At 35.6% G+C, this 26,021-nt stretch carries 19 protein-coding genes; 12 read left to right on the forward strand and 7 right to left on the reverse strand.

Annotated features, from left to right (window positions below; translation table 11 throughout):
• Nucleotides 1-18: 18 nt before the first annotated feature.
• From AABJ51_RS04860 to AABJ51_RS04870, 3 genes are all read right to left on the reverse strand, one after another.
• Nucleotides 19-5,868, reverse strand: a complete 5,850-nt coding sequence (locus AABJ51_RS04860; RefSeq protein ID WP_338374609.1) for an alpha-2-macroglobulin family protein — start codon at nucleotides 5,866-5,868, stop codon at nucleotides 19-21.
• 173 nt (nucleotides 5,869-6,041) lie between these two features.
• A complete protein-coding gene (locus AABJ51_RS04865) occupies nucleotides 6,042-7,289 on the reverse strand; it encodes a type IX secretion system plug protein (protein ID WP_338374610.1) in 1,248 nt (415 codons plus the stop codon).
• Between the two features lie 92 nt (nucleotides 7,290-7,381).
• Nucleotides 7,382-8,998 carry an ABC-F family ATP-binding cassette domain-containing protein gene (locus AABJ51_RS04870; RefSeq protein WP_338374611.1) on the reverse strand — a complete coding sequence of 539 codons (1,617 nt, stop codon included), beginning with the start codon at nucleotides 8,996-8,998 and terminating at the stop codon, nucleotides 7,382-7,384.
• 219 nt (nucleotides 8,999-9,217) lie between these two features.
• On the opposite strand from AABJ51_RS04870, the gene AABJ51_RS04875 reads away from it, so the two are divergent.
• The 4 genes from AABJ51_RS04875 to AABJ51_RS04890 all read left to right on the forward strand — a co-directional run bounded on the left by AABJ51_RS04875 (nucleotide 9,218) and on the right by AABJ51_RS04890 (nucleotide 13,679).
• The gene (locus AABJ51_RS04875) at nucleotides 9,218-9,583 is read left to right on the forward strand and encodes a DMT family protein (RefSeq protein ID WP_026627379.1); all 366 of its coding nucleotides are present in this window, start codon (nucleotides 9,218-9,220) and stop codon (nucleotides 9,581-9,583) included.
• Nucleotides 9,584-9,826: 243 nt separating this feature from the next.
• Nucleotides 9,827-11,134 (forward strand): aspartate kinase, encoded by a 1,308-nt coding sequence (locus tag AABJ51_RS04880; RefSeq protein ID WP_338374612.1) that lies wholly within the window; start codon nucleotides 9,827-9,829, stop codon nucleotides 11,132-11,134.
• A gap of 21 nt (nucleotides 11,135-11,155) precedes the next feature.
• Complete coding sequence (gene lysA, locus AABJ51_RS04885; protein WP_338374613.1) at nucleotides 11,156-12,313, forward strand: diaminopimelate decarboxylase; 1,158 nt, start codon at nucleotides 11,156-11,158, stop codon at nucleotides 12,311-12,313.
• Nucleotides 12,314-12,515: 202 nt separating this feature from the next.
• Nucleotides 12,516-13,679: a glycosyltransferase gene (locus tag AABJ51_RS04890; RefSeq protein ID WP_134435311.1), complete on the forward strand. Its 1,164-nt coding sequence runs from the start codon at nucleotides 12,516-12,518 to the stop codon at nucleotides 13,677-13,679.
• A gap of 46 nt (nucleotides 13,680-13,725) precedes the next feature.
• Here the strand turns inward: AABJ51_RS04890 and AABJ51_RS04895 are convergent, their stop codons facing one another.
• Entirely contained in the window at nucleotides 13,726-14,406 is a 681-nt protein-coding gene (locus tag AABJ51_RS04895; RefSeq protein ID WP_338374615.1) for an exosortase/archaeosortase family protein, read from the reverse strand.
• Between the two features lie 356 nt (nucleotides 14,407-14,762).
• Between AABJ51_RS04895 and bamG the strand changes: the two genes are divergently transcribed.
• The 4 genes from bamG to nth all read left to right on the forward strand — a co-directional run bounded on the left by bamG (nucleotide 14,763) and on the right by nth (nucleotide 19,937).
• A complete protein-coding gene (bamG, locus tag AABJ51_RS04900) occupies nucleotides 14,763-16,070 on the forward strand; it encodes a BamG family beta-barrel-assembly machinery protein (RefSeq protein ID WP_338374616.1) in 1,308 nt (435 codons plus the stop codon).
• A 33-nt stretch (nucleotides 16,071-16,103) separates the two neighbouring features.
• Nucleotides 16,104-16,718 (forward strand): LPS export ABC transporter periplasmic protein LptC, encoded by a 615-nt coding sequence (lptC, locus tag AABJ51_RS04905; protein WP_338374617.1) that lies wholly within the window; start codon nucleotides 16,104-16,106, stop codon nucleotides 16,716-16,718.
• A 330-nt stretch (nucleotides 16,719-17,048) separates the two neighbouring features.
• Nucleotides 17,049-19,166 carry a peptidylprolyl isomerase gene (locus AABJ51_RS04910; protein WP_338374618.1) on the forward strand — a complete coding sequence of 706 codons (2,118 nt, stop codon included), beginning with the start codon at nucleotides 17,049-17,051 and terminating at the stop codon, nucleotides 19,164-19,166.
• Between the two features lie 108 nt (nucleotides 19,167-19,274).
• A complete protein-coding gene (gene nth / locus AABJ51_RS04915; RefSeq protein WP_026627387.1) occupies nucleotides 19,275-19,937 on the forward strand; it encodes an endonuclease III in 663 nt (220 codons plus the stop codon).
• Here nth and AABJ51_RS04920 read toward each other — a convergent pair.
• Both AABJ51_RS04920 and fdxA read right to left on the reverse strand, forming a co-directional pair.
• Nucleotides 19,934-21,058 carry a glycosyltransferase gene (locus tag AABJ51_RS04920; protein ID WP_338374619.1) on the reverse strand — a complete coding sequence of 375 codons (1,125 nt, stop codon included), beginning with the start codon at nucleotides 21,056-21,058 and terminating at the stop codon, nucleotides 19,934-19,936. The two genes, nth and AABJ51_RS04920, sit on opposite strands and share 4 nt — an antisense overlap.
• Nucleotides 21,059-21,204: 146 nt before the next feature.
• Nucleotides 21,205-21,372 carry a 4Fe-4S ferredoxin gene (gene fdxA / locus AABJ51_RS04925; RefSeq protein WP_084158582.1) on the reverse strand — a complete coding sequence of 56 codons (168 nt, stop codon included), beginning with the start codon at nucleotides 21,370-21,372 and terminating at the stop codon, nucleotides 21,205-21,207.
• A 276-nt stretch (nucleotides 21,373-21,648) separates the two neighbouring features.
• Between fdxA and porT the strand changes: the two genes are divergently transcribed.
• From porT to AABJ51_RS04945, 4 genes are all read left to right on the forward strand, one after another.
• The gene (gene porT, locus AABJ51_RS04930) at nucleotides 21,649-22,368 is read left to right on the forward strand and encodes a type IX secretion/gliding motility protein PorT/SprT (RefSeq protein ID WP_338374621.1); all 720 of its coding nucleotides are present in this window, start codon (nucleotides 21,649-21,651) and stop codon (nucleotides 22,366-22,368) included.
• A gap of 20 nt (nucleotides 22,369-22,388) precedes the next feature.
• Entirely contained in the window at nucleotides 22,389-22,721 is a 333-nt protein-coding gene (locus AABJ51_RS04935; RefSeq protein ID WP_051290811.1) for an immunity protein Imm33 domain-containing protein, read from the forward strand.
• 309 nt (nucleotides 22,722-23,030) lie between these two features.
• Entirely contained in the window at nucleotides 23,031-24,044 is a 1,014-nt protein-coding gene (locus tag AABJ51_RS04940) for a L,D-transpeptidase (RefSeq protein ID WP_338374622.1), read from the forward strand.
• Between the two features lie 75 nt (nucleotides 24,045-24,119).
• Nucleotides 24,120-24,800, forward strand: coding sequence for a murein L,D-transpeptidase catalytic domain family protein (locus tag AABJ51_RS04945; protein WP_338374623.1), 681 nt, complete (start codon nucleotides 24,120-24,122; stop codon nucleotides 24,798-24,800).
• A 49-nt stretch (nucleotides 24,801-24,849) separates the two neighbouring features.
• Here the strand turns inward: AABJ51_RS04945 and AABJ51_RS04950 are convergent, their stop codons facing one another.
• The gene (locus AABJ51_RS04950; protein ID WP_026627391.1) at nucleotides 24,850-25,899 is read right to left on the reverse strand and encodes a class I fructose-bisphosphate aldolase; all 1,050 of its coding nucleotides are present in this window, start codon (nucleotides 25,897-25,899) and stop codon (nucleotides 24,850-24,852) included.
• Nucleotides 25,900-26,021 lie beyond the last annotated feature (122 nt).

A 26,021-nucleotide genomic window follows, 5' to 3' on the forward strand; every position in this document is an offset into this window, starting at 1 on the left:
TTTTTAGAAGTATTCCTTTTATTTAATAACAACCTTAGTACCTGATGTATGAGAGATATACTCAGGAGCATATAAACATTGTATCATAGTTATACCACTGCTATAGTCACCCACTCGATTGACAAAAACGGGATATTCAAAAACATAAGTGCCTTTTGGCAATAAATCGAAAAAGAAGTTAGTGGATGCATCTTTAGTCGACTGATAATAATATGTGCTCTCCCGCCATTTTATTCCGGATAATGTTTCGGCCGGTTCAAAACACGAAGCCCTCATATCTTTCAGTCGAACAAACTCCATATCTCGATCGGAACGGATAGTCAAACGTATGATAACTTTATCTCCAACCTTTAAAGGTGTAGATTCACTCACTTCCACCAAAGATTTGCCTTTGATAGAAGATTGCTCCACAAACAATTTCTTATCGACATTCAACACACCCTTTTGATCTGTTACTTTATCCAGATCTTCATAATATTGCCAATACATAGTACCCCAAGAAGGACCTTCGGATGTTTTGGATATCGAAACTCTACCCATACCTGAGGTTATGTCTGATCCACTCCAACTTTGCTTTATATAATCCACACCGGGCATACTACTTTTCGTATCTAGAATTCTATCATTAATTGTAATTTTGGAATTTCCGGATGCAGCAAACCAATCATTACCTGAACTCAAAAGAGCATATATCGCATCAATTGTAGCATGAGTCGACTCCCATAATTGAGTCTGTTTTTGTTTCAACAACCATTGTTTCATTCTATCCATTTCATCGTCAGACGCATTTGCATTTTTAAAGGCGTCCATCAGAAATGTATGCACAGTTACAGCTGATTGCCCCATAAAACTCCGAATTTCATTATTTGCCCAAAACATGCCCATTTCATCGTTTATTGTGGCATGCTCTCTCAAAGAGTTTATAATTTTGTTATTTAATATCTTATTACCATTCTGCGAAGCTAAAACAGCCAATAATGATTGCTCGTATAAATTGAGCTTAGTCCAATTTTTTTCCGCAATAGAAGTATAAAACCTCTCAGCTTCACGAGTCTTCTGATCTATTGGTATATCTCGATAGAATGATCTTACATAAAGGTATTCCAATTGATTGGTTGATAAATAAGACACCTTCTGCCAGTCTTTATTAAACCTCTTCAGATCTTCATATTCTTTCAGTATCTGTGAGTCTATATACTTAAGCGCATTCATCTGCATTACTTTCACGTTTTCTCCATACTCTACTGCATTAAGATGAGTTAGCTGAGTGAATCCGTACAATACATACTGCGTTATACTACGACTCGAATACATTCCTTTGTACCAAGCCCAGCCGCCATCTTCACGTTGCAGTTCCTGTAATTTTACAATAGCCTGATCCGCCTGATTCTTCGAATTATTCAGGTCCAACAGCAGAGATAATCTTTCCATCTGTTCTGTTTCGTCCTTAGCTTCTAGTACCCATGGTGTTTCCTCGAGCAAAACTTGTTTAAGTTCGTCATTTTGCATCAACTTCGAAACCATTGTATTCTTATCTGCACCTTGTTTTTTCCATGTTGCTATCATCGAAGCTACTTTTGGATATTGATGAGATACAAAATTCCCCAATACATTGACATAATAGCTGGCAAACCAGTTTACAGCATTCTCATTGGTTGGGTTACTCAATACAGGTAACGCCTGTACGGCATACCATGCAGGATTTCCGGTATATTCGAACGTCAGCCGGTAGTTAGAAGAGCTATTCGATTTATTATTGACAAACCTATCGAATACAAAGTCTTTAGTCTGGCTTTTGTTCAGATTCATATTCATACTTTCGGTTACAAGCATCCTGTTAGAAAGTACAGGTAAAACATGCTGTTCTCCATCACTGAAAGATTCGCTTTCGGCTATAACTTTAACCCCAAGCATATCTATATCTGAAGGAACATCGAACAACCAGGTCACCGAAGACGATGCATCTTTAGCCAATTCAAAAATCTGAGACTTATTCTCCAATTTTATATCCTTTTCCAGATCTGTTACTGGATCAAAAAATACCAGTCGTACTTTTCCTGATACAGTTTTATCCGAAAGGTTGGATATCTTAGTAGAGATTGAAGCCTTATCGCCCTGCCTTATAAATCTCGGCATATTGGGAGTGACCATCAATTCTTTTCGAGATATTGCGATAGCCTCTAATGAGCCTGTATCAAGATTCTGATCATAGGCTAATGCTCTGAACCGCCATGTTGTATTCGATTCTGGTACTGTAAATGAAATAATAGTCTCTCCATTTTTATCCGTTCTCAATTGAGGATAGAAAAATGCAGTCTCATTAAAATTACTTCTTATCTGAACAGGAGACTTGTCTGCTATATTATCAACAATACCTGCATCGTCTGTAATCACAGGTGGTGTAAACTGTACAGAAGACTCTGATTTCATATCCATAATCCCCTGAACTGAACCAGAAAGTCGCTCTACGGCAAAAGCCGGTGCAGGCGCAGGTTGCGGCACAGAAGACATTCCTCTTATAACAATTCTATTATTGGAGGAAAAAGTAAAACCAAATAAGTTCAAACGATCAATCGACATACTCTTATAGGAAGGTCGGCCTGTATTATCAAAATAAAAATATTGATTCAAATCATCAAATCCCCCTCCTCTTTGAAACAAATCAACTCCGGTTGATGGAGAATAAGAAGCAGTGATCAGATTCCAAGGATTAGGGCTGTTCAGTTTATCCAACGAACTATCATACATAGATGCCAACAGTTCCGAAAAAGCAGGCTTACCGATATTGTCTTTTACCGAAATCCGCCATTCTTCCTGTTGTCCCGGCTTAAGCTTATCTCTGAAAACTTCAAATTTCAGGTTAAGATCTTTCTTTTCATCCTCTTTCGTTAATACTATTTGTTGGGTATAAGGCTTTTCATCAATAATATATGTAAATGATACGACTGCGTTTTTATTATATTCCTTTTTATAAGGAATGGAGAATTTCTCAATTGAGTTGTTAAACCTGATCTGCCGTCTTTCAAAGACACAATTATTACTTACTATTTCATATAATACGATAACATCTTTAGCTGATACTCCAAAAGCAATCTCCGCACTTTGTGCTACTGAGAAGGTTGTTTTCTTTTCGACTAGCCACTCATTTGATTCTATAGGAGGCTGTTTGTCATTGTATGAGTACAAAACAAAATTTTCTTTTGCAGTAACATTTCTACCCTTATCGTCTTTAGCAGAAAGAGCTAGCTGATACTTAGCCGAAGGCAGGCTTCTCATAATTCCCATCAGATCTGTCTCTTCGGACTTAAATTCACCTGTCTTTACCTGTGAATTTATACTATCATTGGCATGTAAACTGTATAAGACATAAGTTCCGTTTAATGAGATATTTTCCCCATTGAGATTAGTTGAACTAACAACTATCTTTTTGTCTGATGCTTTATCAATTTTATCACCTATATCTGTTGATAAAATCACTGACGCATCTCCAACAGCAAAAGATAAAGTCCCTTCCTGAGTCTCTCCATTCTGATCGGTTACTGATGCAGTAATTTCATAATTATATATTTGATTACCAAATAAACGACTATTTGTGGTTTCTCTTTGAGGAATAACAAAAGAAACTTCAAATGAACCATCAGCATTAGTGACTACAGTTCCATTATCTATTGTTTCGGTTGCACCGCCATACCACCATCTGAAAAATGGACGTTGTATAACATTATATGAAACCTCTGCATCTTGCAGTTTTATTCCTGAAAAATTTTCGGCATGTCCGATTACCTTTACTTTGTCACCAAAAGCATACGACTTATCTATTTTATCAAAAGTTACCTGAAAAGTCGGCCGTTTGTATTCTTCAACCATAAAATATGTATAACTATCACCAACCTTAATGCTATATTGTCCGGTTAACCCACCTTTCGGTAAGACGAATTCACCTGAAACAGAACCAAAATCATTTGTGGTCAAACTCTTTTCGGATATTCTCTCACCATTGACATTGAACAACTCAACATTATATTGTTTGTTTTTGGCTAACGCGAACTCTCCTTCTTTGCCCTGTAACAAATTTATGGCTTTGAAATAGACTGTTTGCCCGGGACGATAAATACTCCGGTCTGTAAACAAATTGATAATCTCTTTTGATCCACTTTGCTCATTGGTCTGAAAATTATAAGAATAACTAAAATAAGCCAATACATTTTGTTTATCATCTCCTTTACTAACACTATAGCGATACGAATACAAATTACTTTTATCCCGGTTATATATTCTTGATAAATCATATACGGCAAAGCCTTTCGAATCGGTTTTTACTTGATCTATATCGTTATAAATATTCTTAGAATCAGATTTCTTAATTGTTATCACTGCATCTGACACAGGTGCACCTGTCAATCTGTCCACGATATAAAATTCATATACATCCTGACTTTTATTCCGAACAAAATTTGCCAGTCGCGATATTGTAAACTCGCATCTTTCGGACTTATCGTTTGACACAGATTTATCAAAATCAATAACCAGATTGTAGTTACCTATTTTGTTCAGATCAATATCAAAATCGATGCTTTCTTGTGAATAAGTCGATTTTGGGTTCAGATTAACAATCTGGTTTTTGACCTCTTGCTGAGTATTCTTATCTATAATTCTAAGATTGACATACTTTAAATTCCTGTACAGAAGAGTAAACGTCTTTTTCTTCGTATCAGGATGATACACCTCTTTTCCTTTGATCTGAGCATAAGGACTCTCAATGTTATACAGAACATCTTTCAATAAGTTTATACGGCTGTATTTCGGATATTTTTTCAATCCTAGCTGACACCAATCATAAATCCGGGTCAGATTATCCTCTTTATCTGGCTCTCCCGTCCTCTGTAAAAGTTGGGTCAAGGCATAAATGACCTCTACATTATAATCGTATGCTTCGTTTTCGCGTTCAAGATTCAACAAAAAGTCTTTTGCATATTTATCAGTATATGAACCCACTGTCCGCATCAGATAATTATGACGGTCTAATTCTGTAAACACAACAGACTCGTTCATATTTCGGGCTTTAAAAGATTTTAAAGCATTCTGATAAAAACCAAGTATTAAAAGATTATCATTATCAGAAAAATCCAGTTTAAGAAAATCACTTGCAGGTAAAGCCAAATCGGAAGCTTTTAAACCTTTTGACTTTAAAGACCTATCAAAGTCTGCAGATTGAGAGCCTCTATAAGAATTTGTCATTCTTGCAGACTGATCTATAGCCCTTTTAATAAGAAAATCGTAAAGAGTAGGATATAATGTTCTCGAGTCTTCTCCTTCTATCAGTATATCTTTGTAATTCAGCACCGGCTGTTTAAGCAACTCACTCTCGTTTCCCACAGACGCCTTGAGGTGTTCAGCAGCTTTGTCTTTGAATATATTCCCTGTCCACTCTTTAATATCTTTGGGTATATATCCAACAATATCAGTCCGATTGGATATCTGCCATCTTACAGCATCATAATAATTTAGGTAAACTTCCGCAATAAGTGAATGAAGCAAAGCTTTATCATCAGACTTGTTCGAAATTGTTATCAAACTGTCTATATCTGAAAAAATAGATATATCGGTTTCGTTATCAATCGAAATTTTATATTTATTGATATAAAGTAATGATTTGATAGTTTGCGGCGTATCTTTAGACGATACAGCATCTTTAAAAATACTATTAACTACACTTAAAGCAGATTTTGGTAAATTATCTTTTTCAAACTTCTCAACCTGCTCCCATTGAGATCTATACTTATTCATACCTTTTGAGGTTTGGTTTGTGTGTGCGAATACCCCTATTGAAAAGAGTATAAGCAATCCTAAAAACAATTGCTTCTTCATATTTTTTATCTTATTTTTCAACTAAAGGTCTCAGACCTACTTATTACTTTGGTAAGTATAACAACCAAAGTATGTAATAAACTAAAAATACATCACTAGATGCTTGCTGTTACTTAGATATAATTTGTGTCCGAAATACATAAAGCCCTAATATTTTTTAAGATTTAATAATACTATTTCCCCGATATTAACAACAAACCGATTAATTGATCAGATAAGAACCCAACAGGGCGGTAATATACATAAACCGCATATTCGTTTTCTGTTTCAAAATAATTACCCTCAATTTTTGCCTGGCTATATATTTTACCCGACTGAGTAAGGTATTGGTAATTATATGCTCCCTGCTTTAATAGAACATCAGCAGTATAAACTTTGTTTGCAATATCATATTTCATCAGGTACTTTTCATCAAACCGATTATTTGTAAAACTTCCGTTCAGATATATGGGCTCTAACATAGGTTCGGGAATATCCAATGTGAAACGTGTTTTAAAGTAATCAGCTTGAGTATCGGCATCATTCGCCTCTGCATTCCTGATCAGATAACGACCATTCTGATCCTGATCATAAATATAACGTTTACCAGCCCTTACCTTATCTGTGATAATACTAGTTGAATAATAAGGGCGGGTCAGGTCTGTAGATGCAATATTCAATCCATTATAACGGTAACTTACCGACTCGAAACGACGATACTCATTCCCTGCATCAAATATCAAATCACGGTTATGTTCATAGATTAACTTATCTCCCTGTATGTAAGTAGGCTTCACTCCTACCCGTTGATTATCCATTCTGTTATTTTGCCGGACTACCACTTTCAAATCGGAAAATGGATCTCTTATTTGTATGCCCGCCGTATTTATGGAAAAATTTACCTGCTGATGTTCTTTATTGGCGTCAATATCGGTATTGGAAGAAAAAGCTCCGTCTATTTTAACCTTAGAATCGAGAACCGAAAAACAAGCCATAAGCAAAACTTTATTCTGTTCATCCTCGGCATAGACTTCCACAGCATAGTTTCCCGACAGTTTTAATCGCTGACGATCGTTAGGTATCTGAAAATTATAGTTTGTATAATCAACAATTGTATTTACCGATTGCGCATAATCATCAATTAACAGATCATTAAATCCGTCTAGATATTCAAGATCTAATAATCTGGACTTATTCCAATCGGCATCGCAATTTATGATCCGATATTTTAATGCCCTATAAGAATCTTCACCTAATATATCAAAATTGATGTTTATATAATTGTCTCCTGATAAATCTATAACAGGGATACTTGCCCAATTTCCATTCTTATTGACTTGTACGGTATGTACATCTTCGGACAATGGTTGTGTCTTGTATGCTTGCGGGTAAGAGTATAATACGCTTAACAGCAAAGTAATAGTTAACAATATCTTTTTCATAATAACAAAGGAAAGATTTTTAATTGTATGTAACAAAAAAAGGTCTGCAATCATTTGCAAACCTTTCTATCTGGTATATTATTATTCTCTATTTATGAAGACAAAGCTCTCTTTTTCGCCAAGAAATCTTTGATACCACCAATATGTTCACGGACTTTCTTATCTGAAAACTCAAAAATTTTGGTTACCAATCCATCCAGAAAATCTCGATCGTGCGAAACAAGTATAACCGTCCCGTCATAATCAAGTATTGCATTTTTCAGGACCTCTTTAGTTTTCAAATCCAAGTGATTGGTCGGCTCATCTAGGATCAGCAAATTAACAGGCTCAAGCAATAGTTTTATCATAGCTAAACGGGTACGTTCCCCCCCTGAAAGGACTTTTACTTTTTTATCCGAATCATCACGGTTAAACATAAAAGCACCTAATATATTACGGATCTGAGTACGAATATCACCCTCTGCAACCCGATCTATCGTTTCAAAGACAGTGAGATCTTCATCTAATAAATCTGCCTGATTTTGTGCAAAATAACCGACCGACACATTGTGTCCGAGCATCATTGTTCCGTTATAAGGAGTTTCACCCATCACACATTTCACGAAAGTAGATTTACCCTCTCCGTTCTTTCCAGCCAAAGCCACTTTCTCGCCACGCTCGATCATCAGATTTGCATTTTCAAATACCAGATAATCATCGTATTTTTTGGTAACCATATCCACAGTTAACGGATAATTACCGGAACGTGTAGCGGGCTGAAATTTAATACGTATAGCAGATTTGTCTTCTTCATCAATCTCTACACGCTCCATTTTTTCGAGCTGCCTTACACGGCTCTGTACCAATGTAGCCTTTGCTGCCTGCGCCCTGAAACGTTCAATAAATTCTTCGATCTCCTGTATCTGCTTTTGCTGAGCCTCCCATGCATGAATCTGCTGTTGACGACGTTCGTCTCTCAGCTCTACATATTTAGAGTAATTCACTTTATAATCATAAATCTTGCCTAAAGTCAATTCGATTGTACGGGTTGTTACCGCATCTATAAAAGCCCTGTCGTGAGAAATAAGAACTACGGCATTGGCCTGAGTTGTAATAAAATCTTCCAACCAGCCTATTGATTCTATATCAAGATGATTGGTTGGCTCATCCAATAACATAACATCAGGTTTGCGCAATAGTAGCTTGGCTAGCTCAATCCGCATGCGCCATCCACCACTGAATTCACTTGTAGGACGATCAAAATCTGAACGTTTAAACCCTAGTCCTAATAATGTTTTTTCAACTTCACCATCAAAGTTTGTATCTTCAATATTAGCCAAACGCTCATGAGCATGTGTAAAATCATCTATCAACTTAGCATAGTCATCAGACTCATAATCGGTACGGGTTTCGAGTTGACGGTTCATTTCTTCGATCTGATCCTGTAGATCAAATATATGAGAAAAAGCCAACGATGCTTCGTCTCTTACCGTACGTTCATCGGAAACCTGCATTACCTGAGGGAGATAGCCAATAGTCATCCCATCGGGGCCTGTTACTGTACCTTTGTAGCTCTTATTAACCCCTGCTAATATTTTGAGCATGGTACTCTTTCCGGCACCATTCTTTCCGACCAAAGCTATTCGGTCTTTGGGGTTTATTATAAAATTGATATTGTCAAACAGGGTCTTACCTCCAAATTCAACTTTAAGACTTTCAACTATTAACATGAATTTTATAGACTTATTCTTTTAAGGTCACAGACCTTTTTTTATGAGACTTAGCAAGTATTAACAACAGATAGTTATTTTCCGGAATATGTCACTAAATACTTATGGTTACTGAAAGGGTGCAAAGGTAGGTAATTTATTTTATAAAATCTCTATACATAAAATTAGCTGAAACCAAGTTATTCAAACAGATACTTAATTATCTTTGTACAAAAAAAGATGTCAGGTTTATATACTATATTATTGCTTATAGCATCCAATATCTTCATGACCTTTGCTTGGTATGGTCATCTGAAACTAAAAGAATTCTCGTGGTTTGCTGCGCTCCCTCTTATCGGAGTAATACTGATCAGTTGGGGTATTGCATTCTTCGAATATTGCTTTCAGGTTCCGGCAAACCGAATCGGATTTAATGAAAACGGAGGCCCTTTCTCGCTCATACAGTTAAAGATTATTCAGGAAGTCATTACTCTTACTGTTTTTGTGATTTTCAGTTCTCTCGTATTTCACGAATCTCTCAAATGGAACCATGTATTAGCTTTCTGTTTTATGGTTGCTGCTGTATATTTAGTTTTCAAGAAATAAAAGACAAAATGTATAATAACATAAAGCTATAAAATAAAAGTTTTTTTTGTATTTTTGTTCTCATTTTAAGGTCTAAGACCTATTTATTGACTTTGCAGGCATAACAGCAAAAGCTGGTTATTGCTTTAAAATACGTCATTAAATACTTTCTATTATTTATTATGTTCCTTATTCTATTTGAGGATTTAACGATTGTGGATTCTTATTTGAAATCAAGGACTCTTATTAAAAAATATTCAATAGATGAAAGTTCTAAAATTTGGTTCAACCGCCATAGATACTCCAGAGAGACTGAATATCGTAGCTGATATAGTTAGTAAAAATAACAAATGTATAGTTATAGTATCGGCCATTTCCGGCACGACATCTCTACTTGAAGAAATTTCGGACTATTTATACAAGAAAAATCCGGAAGGCGCAAACGAAACAATCAGTATTCTGGAAAAGGAGTACCAGCAAAAAATAGAACATACTTATAAAAACGTTGAGATAAAGGCGAAAGCTACTCTTTTTCTGAAAGAAAAGATAAATTATATCAGATCTTTCACAAAAGACTTGTTCACTCTATTTGAAGAAAAGATAGTCTTAGCCCAGGGTGAAATCCTTAGCAGTGGAATTGTAAATCTGCTTTTACAAGAAAAAGGCATTGAGGCTAAAGAATTATCAGCTTTGGATTTTATTCGTATCGATAAGAAAAACGAACCGGATCTTTCATTTATCAGCAGTTCTTTAACAAAAATATTGGCAGACAACCGTTCGGAAGTGTATGTAACCCAAGGTTACATCTGTAAAAATGCTTATGGAGAGGTCGATAATTTTCATTTTGGAGGTAGTGATTACACAGCATCACTGATAGGTGCAGCAATTAATGCCGAAGAAATTCAGATATGGACAAGCTTTGATGCTCTTTATGGGAACAATTCCCAACTAATGGCAAACACATCAACCGTACATCAATTGAATTTTGACGAAGCTGCCGAACTTGCTTATTTTGGAACAAAGATATTACATCCGATATGTATACTTCCCGCTAAAATGGCTAATATTCCGGTGAAGCTGCTGAATATATATACACCGGAGGCCAAAGGAACACTCATATCAAATGACACCGAGTCGGGCAAAATAAAGGCAATCGCGGCTAAAGATGGCATAACTGTTATCAACATTAAATCGAGCAGAATGTTATTGGCTCATGGTTTTTTGAGAAAAGTTTGCGAAATTTTCGAAAAGCATCTGACATCCATCGACATGCTGACTACATCCGAAGTTGGAGTATCTGTAACGATAGACAATGCCAAGTATTTAGCAGAAATTACTGATGATCTCAAAAAATTGGGTATTGTTGCGGTTGATAAATCCATGACTATTATATCAGCAGTTGGAGATCTTGACTGGAAAAACGCAGGGCTTGAATCGAAGGTTCTTGATTCAGTGAAAGACATTCCTGTAAGGATGATATCATTCGGAGGCAGCAGTTGTAATATATCGTTTATTGTAAAAGAAGAAGATAAAAGCAGGGCTCTGGAAGCTCTTAGAAATACTATTTTTTAACATCCAAATATCACAAAAATAATGACAAAAGGTACATTTCCTGTCGAACGCTTCAAAAGTATCGAAACGCCATTCTACTATTATGATGTCGATCTTTTAAAAGAGACATTAGACAAAATAAAAGATCAGACTCATAAGTACGGTTATCATCAACATTATGCAGTAAAAGCAAATGCCAACCATAAGATACTACAAATAATAGCTGCTGCCGGATTTGGTGCAGACTGTGTAAGCGGTAATGAGGTAAAAGCTGCAATAAGCGCAGGTTTTCCTTGCTCAAAAATTGTGTTCGCCGGAGTTGGTAAAACCGATAAAGAGATCAATCTGGCACTCAATTATAATATATTTTGTTTTAATGTAGAATCTCTGCCCGAACTTGAAGTGATCAACGAACTGGCTGAGAAAAAAGGCAAAAAGGCTTCCGTTGCAATCCGAATCAACCCCAATGTAGACGCTCATACTCACGAGTATATAACTACGGGGCTGAATGAAAACAAATTTGGATTCAGTATGTCTTCGCTTGACAAAGTATTTGACAAAATCAAAACTTTCGAGAATATCGAATTGATAGGTATCCATTTCCACATTGGATCTCAAATCACAGAAGTTGAAACTTTCGAACCTTTGTGTAAACGTGTCAACGAATTGCAAAGCCAATGTGAAGCAAAAGGAATCCAATTAAAAAACATCAATGTAGGTGGTGGATTAGGTATTGATTATGACGATCCGAACACTAATCCTATTGCTGATTTCGGTTCTTATTTCGAAGTATTCCACAAACATCTTGAGCTAAGAAAAGGACAAATATTACACTTCGAACTTGGACGTGCGGTAGTTGCTCAATGCGGTTCACTGATTTCTCGTGTAACATATGTAAAAGAAGGAGACAGTAAAAAATTCGTAATACTTGATGCAGGTATGACAGATCTGATTCGTCCTGCGTTATATCAAGCATATCACAAGATTGAAAATATATCATCGGATCTTCCTATCGCAAAATACGATGTAGTAGGTCCTATATGCGAATCTTCGGATTGTTTTATCAAAGATTATGATCTGAACGAAACCAAACGCGGCGATTTCGTAGCTTTACGCTCAGCTGGAGCTTATGGAGAGATTATGGCTTCGCAATATAATTGCAGAGAAATACCAAAAGCATATCTTTCGGATAAGCTGTAAAATACGATCAAACCTTAAATAAAGGGTAAGAAAGTCAAGATTATTGTACCTTGGCTTTCTTATGTATATAAGGCCGATACTAAATATGAGCTAGATTATATAATCCAAAGACAGCTTAAAGTATCGGATATTTATTAAAACAACAATTATTAATAGACGACACGAAGGCGCGTCAAAGAGGTCTGAAATCTTAATTTGCGGGATGGAACAGTTTATATCATCTTTTACAATAGACATAATAGGGATAATCATTTTCGGCATCTTACTGGTTCTTCTTATTATTCAGCTTTATTTTTATCTGGGAGATTACAAAAAACCTGTAACCTACGCAGAAAATGACTACAACCAAGAGAAGAAGGATTGGCCTTCTGTATCCGTCATTATAGTTGGGAAGGATGAATCGGAAAATCTTGAAAAATGTTTACCAGTAATCCTCAGTCAAGACTACCCGAATTATGAAGTCATTGTTGTAAATGAAGGAGCTACAGATGAAACTGAGTTTTTATTGAAAAAGCTCAAAAAAGAATATTCAAATTTGTACAGTACCTTCTCTCCTATTCCCGACAACGATGAAGAAGTTCGTAATAAAGTACTGCCATTGACAATAGGCATTAAAGCTGCCCGTAAAGACATCCTTTTATTTACCGAAGCCGACTCTATTCCCGTTGGAAATGAATGGATAAGAAGTATGGTAAGCCCGTTAAATAAAGAAACACAAATATCAATAGGTTACAGCCGCTTCGAAGGCAATGATGAGTCATGGAAAAAAATAGCAATTTTTGACAATCTCATATTCTCGCTTCAGTATTTCTCTAAAGCCATCAAACATAAACCATTCGCTGCAACATACCGCAATATAGCCTATCGGAAACACTTGTTTTTTGATAATAAGGGATTCTCTTCGGCCTTAAATTACAATAGTGCCGAACTTGTATTCGTAAACCGGATAATGACAAGCGACAACACTGCTGTAGTTTTAAATAAGGAAAGTTTTGTATCGACCAATCTACAAAGTTTTAACCATTGGAAAGAAATCAAGACCTCGTATTACCGGGCTAAATCTCACTTTACAAATTATACTTCGGGGATTTTCTCACTTGAAACATTCTCCCGATATATGTTTTACATAACTACTCTGGCATCTATTGTATATAGTTCAATCTATTTTTTATGGGCTTACCTTGTGGCTGCGGTATTGCTATTTCTTATTAGATATATAACACAGATAATAGTATTAAATAAAGCGACAAATCTATTCGAAACACCTAAATACAGATTAAGTATTCCGTTCTTTGAAATACTTCAGCCTTACTTTAATTCGAGGTTTGTGTCTTTAGCTAAAACAAAAAAGAAGAAAAGAAAATAAGGTCGATCTATTGATTTAAGGCTCATTATTAAATTCAATAATAACCTCATGACTCTCTTATTTTCTGATAAGGTAGATTATATTTTTCTTGCCAACAAAGCCAAAGCAGGAACATTACTCCGTCATAATATATCCACTTGAAAAAGCCATCGTGAAAGAAATGATACCAGTCTATATAGAATTTCCAATACATTTGCTGTGAGCCATTCCAATCCACACCCGTCAAGGATTCATTTACAGGTATAAACCAAGCAGGAAATCCATCTTTTACAATAAAAGCGGTAACCACCAAACGGAGAATATTTATTATGAAAAGTATAAAGACTGATAAAGGAATATAATACAGTTTTTTGCGCCAAGGCCCCCAATAAAAAATAAGTATAAAAGAAAATAAAAGCATTTGCTTAATACCTGTACACCCCCACACAATTTTCATTTTCAGCGAATTATCGAAGTAAATAAACAAGCCTTTGATATTAAAGCTATCAAAGCCGAATAAATCATGAATAATCCAATAAACAATACGCGCTGTAGCTGCGCAAACAGGATAAATAGAGGAAGTCAAGTCAAATCCTAAAACAAACAATTGACTTTCAGTATCTCCTTCGTGTACACATAATTTCCATAAAAATTCAAAAAATAAGAAAAGGAAAAGAAAATAGAGGATTCCTTTTATTGGTTCTACTTTTTTTAGTAAATATTGAATTTGTGAATATACGCGCCCCATTCTTCCGGTGAATTAAAGGTCCTAGACCTATTTATTTCCTCTTCAATTATAAATAGCAACGAACAGCTATTATCATGAATACTTTATTAAAACCTTCTATATTTAAGATAAAGCAATCGCAAAGATATCAATTTACACTGAATCTAAAGTTATTACAATTTATAAAGTATTCAATAATCAAAGCTCAAATAACAGAAGTTCCCCATTAAATTACATATATGATGTATAGTTAAGATATGCAAATTTTATAATAAAATACAGGTTCATGAATAAAAGGCAGTAGAATCTCAAGTAAAAAATAATACATTTGCAAACGAAAGACAATCTTAAAAATTCATTATCGAGTTTTCACACTAATGCAGAAATATAAAAAATTACTACTAGCGACAGGTATCGGGATTATTTTTATTGTTCCGCTACACGGACAAAATACCAACTCGCCATATAGTCGCTACGGATATGGCATTTTAGAAGGACAAGCTGTTGGTGCATCCAAAGGAATGGGAGGAATCAGTTATGGTGTCCAAGGACTGAACACCAATCCTGGTAACCCGGCATCCTATGCGGGGGTTGATTCTCTTACCTTTATTTTCGATATCGGTATTTCTTACCGAAAATCAAAATTAAGTGAAGGCAGCAGCAAGCAAAATGACGATAATGGAGGATTGGATTATATCGCCATGCAATTTCCTTTAGCTAAAAAACTGGGGATGAGTTTTGGTATATTACCCTATTCGTCTGTAGGATATGAATTCGGAACTGTAGAAACGTCAAATTCGATATCCACGCAAAAAACATTTTCGGGTTCAGGTAATATCAGCCAGATATATGGAGGACTAGCTTATTCACCTATAAAGAATTTATCTATAGGAGCTAATATATCTTATTTATTCGGTAATACGACCTATAACAGGGTATTCAATGTATTAAACGTTTCCGAAGCGAATATCGAATCAGATTATCATAAATTGACTGTCAATATGGTTAAGTTCGATTTGGGTGTTCAATATGCTCTACCTCTTAGCTCCGGAGACAAAGTTGTATTGGGAGCAGTATTTTCACCAAAGATTAAATCTTCCGGAAAAATTAATAATATCCATTATCAAGGAACATCAGGAGGCTCAGCCATCCAAAATGATACTATAAATTATACAGGTAAGGATGCGCCTACAGACTTACCGATGACTGTCGGAGCAGGTTTTACATGGAATCACAAAGGCCGTTTGGTTATTGGTGGAGATGTAACATACCAAAACTGGGAAAAAGTTCGCTATTCACAATATATGAAAGATAATCTGGATAGTAAAGACAGATTTAATAACAGGTGGCGTTTTAATGGCGGTATAGAATACTCTATTGATCCAAGAGACAGAAGTTTCATCAAAAGAATGAAATTCAGAGGCGGTATCAACTATGCCAATTCATATATGAATGTGCTTACTTCTGATAATTCTGTATCAGGTTATAAAGAATATGGTGCAACAGTCGGATTCGGGCTACCATTGACAGATCCATATACAAGAAGAACTTCGTACATAAATATAAATTTTGAATATAGTAATGTCTCTCCAGATAAATCGAATCTTATTAAGGAACAATACTTTGGAGTTTCATTAGGTCTTTGTCTGAATGACCTTTGGTTTATGAAGAATAAGTTCAGATAACAAGAGCATAAATTTTTTAAGAGAATTTTCTCAATGTGTTTTTTTAAGTCAAAGTCAGATCAACAATATAAAACAGGAATTAGGATACTTTCGATAAGTATCCTAATGCTGTATTTCGTTACATCCTGCGAGAATAATAAACAAGAAATTATAGACGAACCTCTTGACCGCGAAAAGACACCTTCGGTTCGTGATGATAGCGTGACTATGCTTATTTCTGATTCGGGAGTAATAAGATATAAAGTAATCACTCAGGACTGGCAGATATTCGATTCGTCAAAAGATCCGCACTGGTATTTTCCTAAAGGATTATATGTTGAAAGATTTGATTCTACTTTTCATGCAGAAGCAACTTTAAAAGCTGATACCGCATGGAATTTTACACAACGAAGACTATGGCAGCTTAAAGGTCATGTCTTTATGAAAAATACAAAAGGAGAAACATTCAGCACAGAAGAACTATTCTGGGATGAGAGACAGCAAAAAGTGTATTCAGATAAATACATTGAAATAAACAGACCCGAAAAAATGATACTAAAAGGAACCGGTTTCGAATCTAATATGAATATGACACAATACCGCATCTTCAGACCTGATAATACGAACCTCTATTTCGATGAAGAGAAAGAGGAGCAAGAAACTCCATAATAAGCTATAAAGCTTTAATTAACTCAACTATTTGCCGAAATCATAATAAAGGTTTTATCTATAGAGAAAAGCAATTAATATGGAAATAAAGCATTATAGTGATCAGCAAAAAAAAAATACAGCTGAGAATATTCAAACATCGTGTAACTTTTGTAACCTTTCTGATATGAATTAATTATCATTACCCTCACTAATAAAATTCGAAAATTGGCTTTAGATCAGTTTTTTCATGATTTGACCGGATATTAAAGCTAAAATTATTATCTTCGCTCGCTAAAATATTGTAAATAAATAAATAATAATAACAATAAAATTAATAGTACGTTTTAAATGGCTGCATTACAAAAAATTAGAAATAAAGCCGGACTTCTTGTTGGAGTCATTGCTCTTGCATTGCTGGCTTTTATTTTCCCTTGGAATGAAGTAACGTCATTTATCCATAAGCAAAAGGACAAAGCTTTTGTTGTGGATGGGGATATTGTTTCAACAGGAGCATATCATCAGAGAATAACCGATTTCGAAACATTCCAGAAGATGATCAGTGGACAAACTTCATTAGATGAAAATACCACTTCTCAGATCAGAGAATTTGTTTACGAACAAATGGTTAAGGAAATGATGCTTGACAAAGAATCTCAAAAAATAGGATTAAGCGTTAGTGATACCGAATTAAACGATATGCTAACAGGAGCTAACCCATCTCCGCTTCTTCGTCAGATTCCTTTATTTACAGATCCTAAAACAGGACAATTCAGTGTACAGGCATTGAACCAGTTTTTATCGATTGTAAATACTGATACTAAATCAGTTCCTTTAGAACAACAGGCTCAATTAGAAAATCTGAAATCAGTATGGGCAACCATTCGTGGTATGATCAAATACCAACGTTTGGAAGAAAAATACAATGCATTGCTGGCTAACTCTGTTTTGGTAAACGATATCGAAGCTAAAGCGAACAGTGAAGCTACAAAAGCAACATCTGATATTGCATACGTTCTTAACAGATATTCTTCGATTGCAGATTCTACTGTATCTGTATCAGATAAAGAAATCGAAAAACTATATAACGAACGTAAGAATAACTTTAAGACTCAAGATGAGTTGAGAAAAATATCTTACTTCACAAAACAAATAGTACCAAGCGAAAGTGATTATGCTGCTGTTGAAAAAGAAGCTAACACTGCCCGCGAAAAATTGGCAACCGCAGACAATCCTGCGTTAGTTGTAGCTGATTATTCTGAAGTTCCATATCAAGACGTATTTTTCTCAGAAAAGAACTTGTCAGCAGAAGAAGGTAAATTTGCTAAAGAAGCCTCTGTAGGTGATGTCTACGGACCTATCCGCGAGAATGATACTTACAGAATCTATAAACTGATAGATCGTACATCTGCAGCCGACTCGGTAAAAATGAGAATGATTATTGTTCCGGAAGGGACTGATAAACTAGCAGCAAATGCAAAAGCCGATAGCATCATAAACGTGATCAAACAAGGAAAAGAATTTGCTGTTGTTGCAAATGAACTATATCCTCAGTCTAACGGAGGTGAAGTGGGTTGGGTTACAGAACCTCAATTAGCATCGGCTGGAAAAGATTTCGTTGATGCAGCGTTCAAAGCTCCAATAGGAGAAGTTACTAAGCTAAACCTACAAGGTCAAATCCAAATAGTAAAAGTTGAAGCTAAAACTCAGCCGACAACTAAATATAAATTGGCTTTGGTACAAATACCTGTAACTGTAAGCGATCAGACACTTGCTGCATTGGATAATGAATTAAACCAATTTGTAGCAGAAAGCGGAAATGCAAAAGACTTTGTTAAAGTTGCTCAGGAAAAAGGATACAATGTTACTCCTAACACTGTAATTACCGGCGCATATCCTAATATAGCTCAGATCAACGGATCAAGACAAGTTATATCATGGGCTTTCCACGAAAAAGTAGGTTCAGTTAAAAAGTTCGACCTTTCGGACTATAAAATTATCGCTCTGATCAATTCTAAAATAGACGCCGGATATCTTCCTGTTTCGGAAGTTAAAGATGTATTAAAAGCAGAACTTCTTAAAGACAAGAAAGCTGAAAAGATGATAGCTGACATGAAAGCTAAAAACTTAACATCTCTTGATGCTTATGCACAATCGCTAGGCTCAAAAGTAGATACAGTTAAGTTTGTGACTTTCAATACTCCAAACATTATGGGTATCGGTCGTGAATCAGCATTAAATGTATATGCAGAAGTAGGTCAGGTAAATAAACTGGCTGGTCCTGTAAAAGGAGACAACGGAGTATTGGTACTTACTGTTCTAAATAAAACAGATCAAAGTAAAGACTTCAATGTACAATCATTCAAACAAACAGCTAATAACCAAAATATGTATCGCATCATGTCTCAAGCGACACAAGTGCTGAAAGAGAAGCTGGATGTAAAAGACAATAGAATTGCGTTCTTCTAATAGAGATCGTTTATCTTATATAGTAAAAGAGAATACCTTAAACAAGTATTCTCTTTTTTCTTTTCATAAGAATTCGCTATTTTTGCAATAGACTATCGATACTGAAAAATGAAGAAAAAAGAGAGATTCGAACACGTTATCAACTGGTTCGAGACCAACGTTCCGGTTGCAGTAACTGAATTACATTACGACAATCACTTTCATCTGCTCATTGCGGTTATACTATCAGCTCAATGTACTGATAAAAGAATAAATATGATAACCCCTCCCCTTTTCGAGTCATACCCTACCCCTGAAGTTATGGCCGAAGCGTCAGTTGATGAAATATATGAATACATAAAGAGTGTATCTTATCCTAACAACAAAGCTAAAAATCTAGTAGGAATGGCTAAGAAACTGGTTTCTGATTTCGGAGGAAAAGTTCCTGACTCAATGGATAAATTAGAATCGATTCCAGGCGTGGGACGTAAAACAGCCAACGTTATTCTATCAGTGGCATTCGATAAACCGGCAATGGCTGTGGATACTCATGTCTTTAGAGTTTCAAACAGGATAGGCTTAACTACGAATTCTAAAACCCCATTGGAAACAGAACGAGAATTGGTAAAGTATATACCATCTAGACTGTTATCAATAGCTCACCATTGGCTTATTCTCCACGGAAGATATATATGTACTGCAAGAAGTCCCAAATGTGAAGAGTGCGGAATCAAACAATGGTGTCAATATTACTTTAAGATTAACGGAGTAAAATCTGTAAAACAAGACTAGTACAGCTCAAGTATAGACTCAACCTCTTTGAGCCATCTGCTGTAATCAAAGCGGCTCAGGCATTCCTCATGTGTTCTTACATAATGAGCTCTCAAGGAAGGATCATCCAACACCTTCTTCATTGCCTGATATACGCCCTCTTGGCTATTTTCTGTCAGGATACCATATATCCCATGTCCAACCACATCCTCGGGACCTCCGCATTGAGTAGTGATTACAGGCGTACCCAAAGTTATAGATTCCAGTAAGGTCAGAGCAAAACTCTCTCGCGAAGATGGACATAAAAACCAATCAGCATTTTTCATAAAAGGAAAAGGATTATCAACCCGTCCCAACATAAACACCTCTTGTTCTAAGCCTCTATTCTTAATCTGATTCTGTAAATTATCGAACTCCATACCATCACCCAAAATAGTAACATTAAGTTTATATCCTTCCGATAGTAATCGTTCTACAGCCAGAATCACTCTATCAACTGTTTTCTCATATGACAAACGTATAACTACAATAAACTTCAGACCCTCTACGTCTTTTCTCACTAACTGCTCTTCGGCTTTCTTTACAATATTGGATAAATCCAGAGCATTGTATAAAACAATCAGCTCTTTTTGCGACTTGCCTCTATGATAAATATTGATATACCCCTCTTTCGAAGAATCCGACACACACACAACTTTGTTATATTTATCAAAAGACCGAGTCATTTTCACTATTTGAAGTCTGTTTAAAGTATAGCCTAGCCATTCTCTTACTGAATGACTTGTATAATTACGAACAAAAGGTTGATTTTGAATCCAAAGCACCTTGAATAATTTCATCCGACTGAACATGATCGAATGAAAACAGTCTTTAAAACAGACAATCTGATCATAATCATTTTCTCGAAACTTAACCAGCCTGCTATATAAAGCAGGTAAAAAAATAAGCAAATTCTTATAGAAAACGCGTTTAAGTCCAGTTTGTTCCTCTTTGAACAGATATTGAATTTCCACTTTATCGGAAACCCGACTCAGCAATACATTCTTTTCCGAAGGATTCGGTAATAATAAAGTCACTCTACAATTATCCCTTTCGACCAAATGATTCAACAAGTTTACAAGAAGAATTTCTGTCCCTCCCATAAAAAAGCAATCATTAAATATCAGAATCCTTTTTTGAGTCATAAATGCTTATTCAAATTAGAAAAAAGGGCAACACCGATAAAATATATAGATAAAAAAAGGACTACATTTTCGGTAGTCCTCTATGCTTTTAATTAATCCCTGAATTATGCCGGACTAATTGCGCTTGTAGGACATACATCCGCACAAGTACCACAATCAGTACAAGTATCTGGATCAATTGTATAGATTTCACCTTCAGCAATCGCACTTACAGGACACTCATCAATACAAGTTCCACATGCGATACAATCTTCACTAATAACGTAAGCCATGACTCTTAAAATTTTATGTTAATACTAACTTAATATATGACAGAACAAAGATAAACTGTTTTTTGTACTATACAAACTGATTTGCGTTAGATAATGCCAATATTTAATTAATTTTGTCAATCAGAGATTACATTATAAGGGATAAAAAACTTAATTACAATATTATAAATAAACTGTATAATTATATTCGTTTATTCTTATATTATCTTTATTTTTACACATTCTAAAGTAACTCAACCTTGAGTTTATGTAATAACCACGTACAAAAAGAACAAATTGAAACGTTATAATTTATATATAGTCTTAATATTCACTTTGCTATTTTTTTGCAGCAATCATTCATATTCTCAAAATCGTAAGCCTAAAAACCTCCCATTTGCAGACCAAAAACTATTCCATTTAGGCTTTACAGTAGGGATCAATGCTCAAGATCTTATTTTATCACATACAGGTTTTGCTAATAACGATAAGTCTGTATGGTATTCGGAGATCCCTTCCTATTCAGTCGGTTTCAGTGTGGGTTTTATTGCCGATCGGTATATCAATCAATATATGAACCTACGGGTTGTGCCAACTCTTCATTTTGGAGAAAAACGATTTACGTTCAGAGAGGAAAACGGACTGAAAGACAATTTCGAAGCGTCTATTAAGACGAATTACCTTTCGCTTCCTGTTCACATGCGTTTCAGCTCCGAACGATTCAATAACATACGGCCTTATGTTCTTGCAGGAGGTTTTGTCAACACACAGATAGGCAACCCTAAAGCTCCGGTCATAAAACTTGAAAATCTGGATTATGGGATTGATATCGGATTAGGTTGCAATTTATACTTTCCTCTGTTTAAGTTAAGCCCCGAACTTCGGTTTTCATTTGGCTTAAGAGACCTTATCGTAAAAGACCGTCCCGACATTACCGACCCGGATATGCTGGTGTTTACCAATGCTCTGAAATCGGGAAAATCACGGATGATTACGCTTACATTTAATTTTGAATAATAGAATATAAATAAACTCACATGCAAGAAGACGAAAACTGGGACGATCCTTCAATCAAGGAATATACTGATATGCAGAAATATGCATTTGTAACAAAACGTGCCATCGAAAAAGATTTTGTAGGATATTGTTATCGCGAAAATACAGAATTTAAGATAGACAGCGGATGGCGTTTTATTTACGGCGACGAAGACGAAACATATCTTGATAACCCTGATAATACAATAACTAAAGATCTCGCAGAAGTTGCCGAATGGAAACCTCAACTAAAAGAAATTCTGGGATCTCGGCGGGGATCGGAATTTGAATGGGATGATGATAAACAAATCTATAACCACATCACAGAAGAATAATATAAAATAGTGATTTTAAATCATTAAATAAAAAAAGGTTACAAACGTTACAGCGAAACTGTACACTTTTCGGTTGTTACTTTATTGGTCATTATCACATTTTATCATTAAATTTCAGCCATTCAAAGAACACTTTTTTTACAAGAGGATCTGGGACTCAAAGAATACTTTCAGTATAGATAAAACCGGTAACAACAGCCGGTTTTCCTTTTTTATAAATGAGAAGCAAAAACAATTACGAATTAACATTTGTTATAAGTAGAAATTATTTAAGCAATTAAGGTCACCACTTAATTATTCTATATAAATATGACTATAAAAAAACACTCATTATTTTTATTCATTACACTATGGGTATTCTTCGGAATTTCATGCAATGAACCAGTATCCACTCCGATTGTTGAAACAGTAGCAGACACCACAAAAATAGAAGAAGAGCAACAACCAAAGTCAATCGATCCGGCAAGAATCAAAATAGAAAAAGAACTGTTATATGATAAATATACCCTTGAAGATACATATCCGTACAAAGATACAACCCGTCAATACCAATGGGATAAGATAAAACAAGGGCTCGCCTTTGTTGACTCCATCCACAACGAGCCATCTTCGTGGGCTGTATTACAAAATTATAAAAACCTGAATGGAGAAGCTCCATTGGTGAGAAATTACAAACGGAATGCCTATACCCGCATTGCCGATTCGCTGGGAGTAGAACGTTATCAATCAGTTCCGTTATATTATGTCAATGACTCGATTAAACCCGAGTGTTACGGCAGAGATGGATGGCTGGTGAAATACATCGAAAAACAAGGAACTTTCGATAAAATAGCCACTGTTGATATACATGGAGAATGGATTGTTCCTCAAAGATACATCAAGCAACTGAGCGATACCACCATCTTCAACAAGGTTATTTTTATAGATACTTCGAATCAGAATATTGCAACTTTGGAAAAATCGGACTCCGGATGGCTGGTCAGAAGTATGAATCCTGCAACAACAGGACGTCATCAACCGCCTCATATGCAAGAAACACCCACAGGTATATTTGTAATTCAGGAAAAGAAATTCAAAATGCACTACTTAGTCGATGGCAGTTCCGAAATCGGAGGATTTGCACCATACGCCAGCCGTTTTACCAACGGTGCATATATACACGGCATTCCGGTAAATGCTCCGTCAACACAGACAATCGAATTTAGTGCATCATTAGGTACAACTCCCCGGTCACACATGTGCGTAAGGAACGCGACCTCGCACGCCAAGTTTGTCTATGATTGGGCTCCGACCTTATCTACTTTAGTTTTTGTGATTGATTAAGACAATTAACATACTGTTTAACAATTAAATAATTAACTTTGCATCAAATTTTTATTTTTCAGGATAGTATTAAAAATGCAAAGAATATTTATATACCTTTTATTATTTATCATACCGGTGAGCAAATCAAATACTGAAAGCAAAACCGTTGATAAACCAGAAGAAAACAATTCTCTCTCGGAATGTTACCAGCTATATACTGATATGCATCTCCAGAACGAAGTTAACTATAAAGCCTTTGAAGAGGCGTATACCGGATATCAGAAGGTAAAAGAGATCAAAAAGAATATTGTCACTTTGATTGACTTCACAAAGCCATCTACAGAAAACAGGTTATTTGTACTTGACATGAAATCCCGAAAAGTATTGTATTCCACGCTGGTTTCTCATGGCAAAAACAGCGGAGAAAAATATGCAACATCCTTTTCGAATGAAAATAACTCTCTGCAAAGTTCTCTTGGGTTTTATATAACAGAAAATACGTATCAGGGAAAGAATGGGTATTCCCTTATTTTAAACGGATTAGAAAAAGGCATAAATGACCATGCCAAACAAAGAGCCATTGTTGTACATGGTGCGGCATATTCGAATCCCTCGGTTATAAAAAGCGGACGACTCGGTCGTAGTTTCGGCTGCCCTGCCCTGCCCCAAAATCTATCACGTCCTATTATTAATACAATCAAGGACGGAAGCCTGTTATTTATATATGCAAACAACGAAAAGTACCGGAAAGATAGTCCGATACTTTCGATGTAAAGCTACAGAACTGGTAAGTCAATGAACTGCAGCCTTAGTTACTTAGAGATTATGCTAATGTAATATCCTTATCCAGATATACATCCTGTATGGTATTCAATAACTCAACACCTTCTTTCATTGATTTCTGGAATGCTTTACGTCCGCAAATCAATCCCATGCCTCCGGCACGTTTATTGATAACAGCAGTAGAGACAGCATCTTTCAGGTCGGATGCTCCATGAGATTCTCCACCTGAATTAATCAAACCTACACGTCCCATGTATCCATTGGCTACTTGATAACGGCAAAGATCAATCGGGTGATCAGTAGTCAGTTCGGAATACATCTTAGGATTAGTTTTACCAAACTTAATAGTTGTAAACCCTCCGTTATTGGTCGGGAGTTTCTGTTTTACAATATCAGCCTTAATAGTTACTCCTAAATGATTAGCCTGTCCTGTAAGGTCTGCGGCTGACGAATAGTCTACTCCATCTTTAGTAAAAGCAGAATTACGCAAATAACACCAAAGAATTGTAACCATGCCCAATTCATGAGCATAATCAAAAGCCTTCGCTATTTCGACTAATTGACGGCGGCTTTCTTCCGAACCAAAATAAATAGTCGCACCAACAGCTACAGCCCCCATATTCCAAGCATCCTTAACGGTTCCGAACAAAATCTGATCATAAGTATTCGGATACGATAGTAATTCGTTGTGATTGATTTTAACAACAAAAGGTATTTTATGTGCATACTTACGGGCAACAGAACTTAAAACCCCAAATGTAGATGCCACAGCATTACATCCACCTTCCACAGCGAGCTTAACGATATTTTCGGAATCAAAATAAATAGGATTAGGAGCAAAAGAAGCACCTGCTGTATGTTCAATACCTTGATCGACAGGAAGTATTGATATATATCCTGTTCCGGACAGCCTACCGTGATTTAATAAGGAACTATAACTATTGAGAGTTTGTAAATTACGATCCGAATCTACCCACACATCTTCAATAATCGAAGGACTTGGCGCATGAATCAATGATTTATCAATAGTCTTACATGTGTGATCCAATAAATAAGAAGCGGAATCTCCTAAAATCTGTTCAATCTTCATAATCATTTGTTTTTTTAGAGGTCTGAGACCTTAATTATTTTGATTCTAAATAAGATATGTGAATAAAAGCCTTATCGCTTACTATTCCACATTATCAACTATTCATACTTATGGTATATTAT

Source organism: Indolivaga capnocytophagoides (genome assembly GCF_036511535.1).
GTDB classification, from domain to species: Bacteria; Bacteroidota; Bacteroidia; order Bacteroidales; family Dysgonomonadaceae; genus Dysgonomonas_A; species Dysgonomonas_A capnocytophagoides.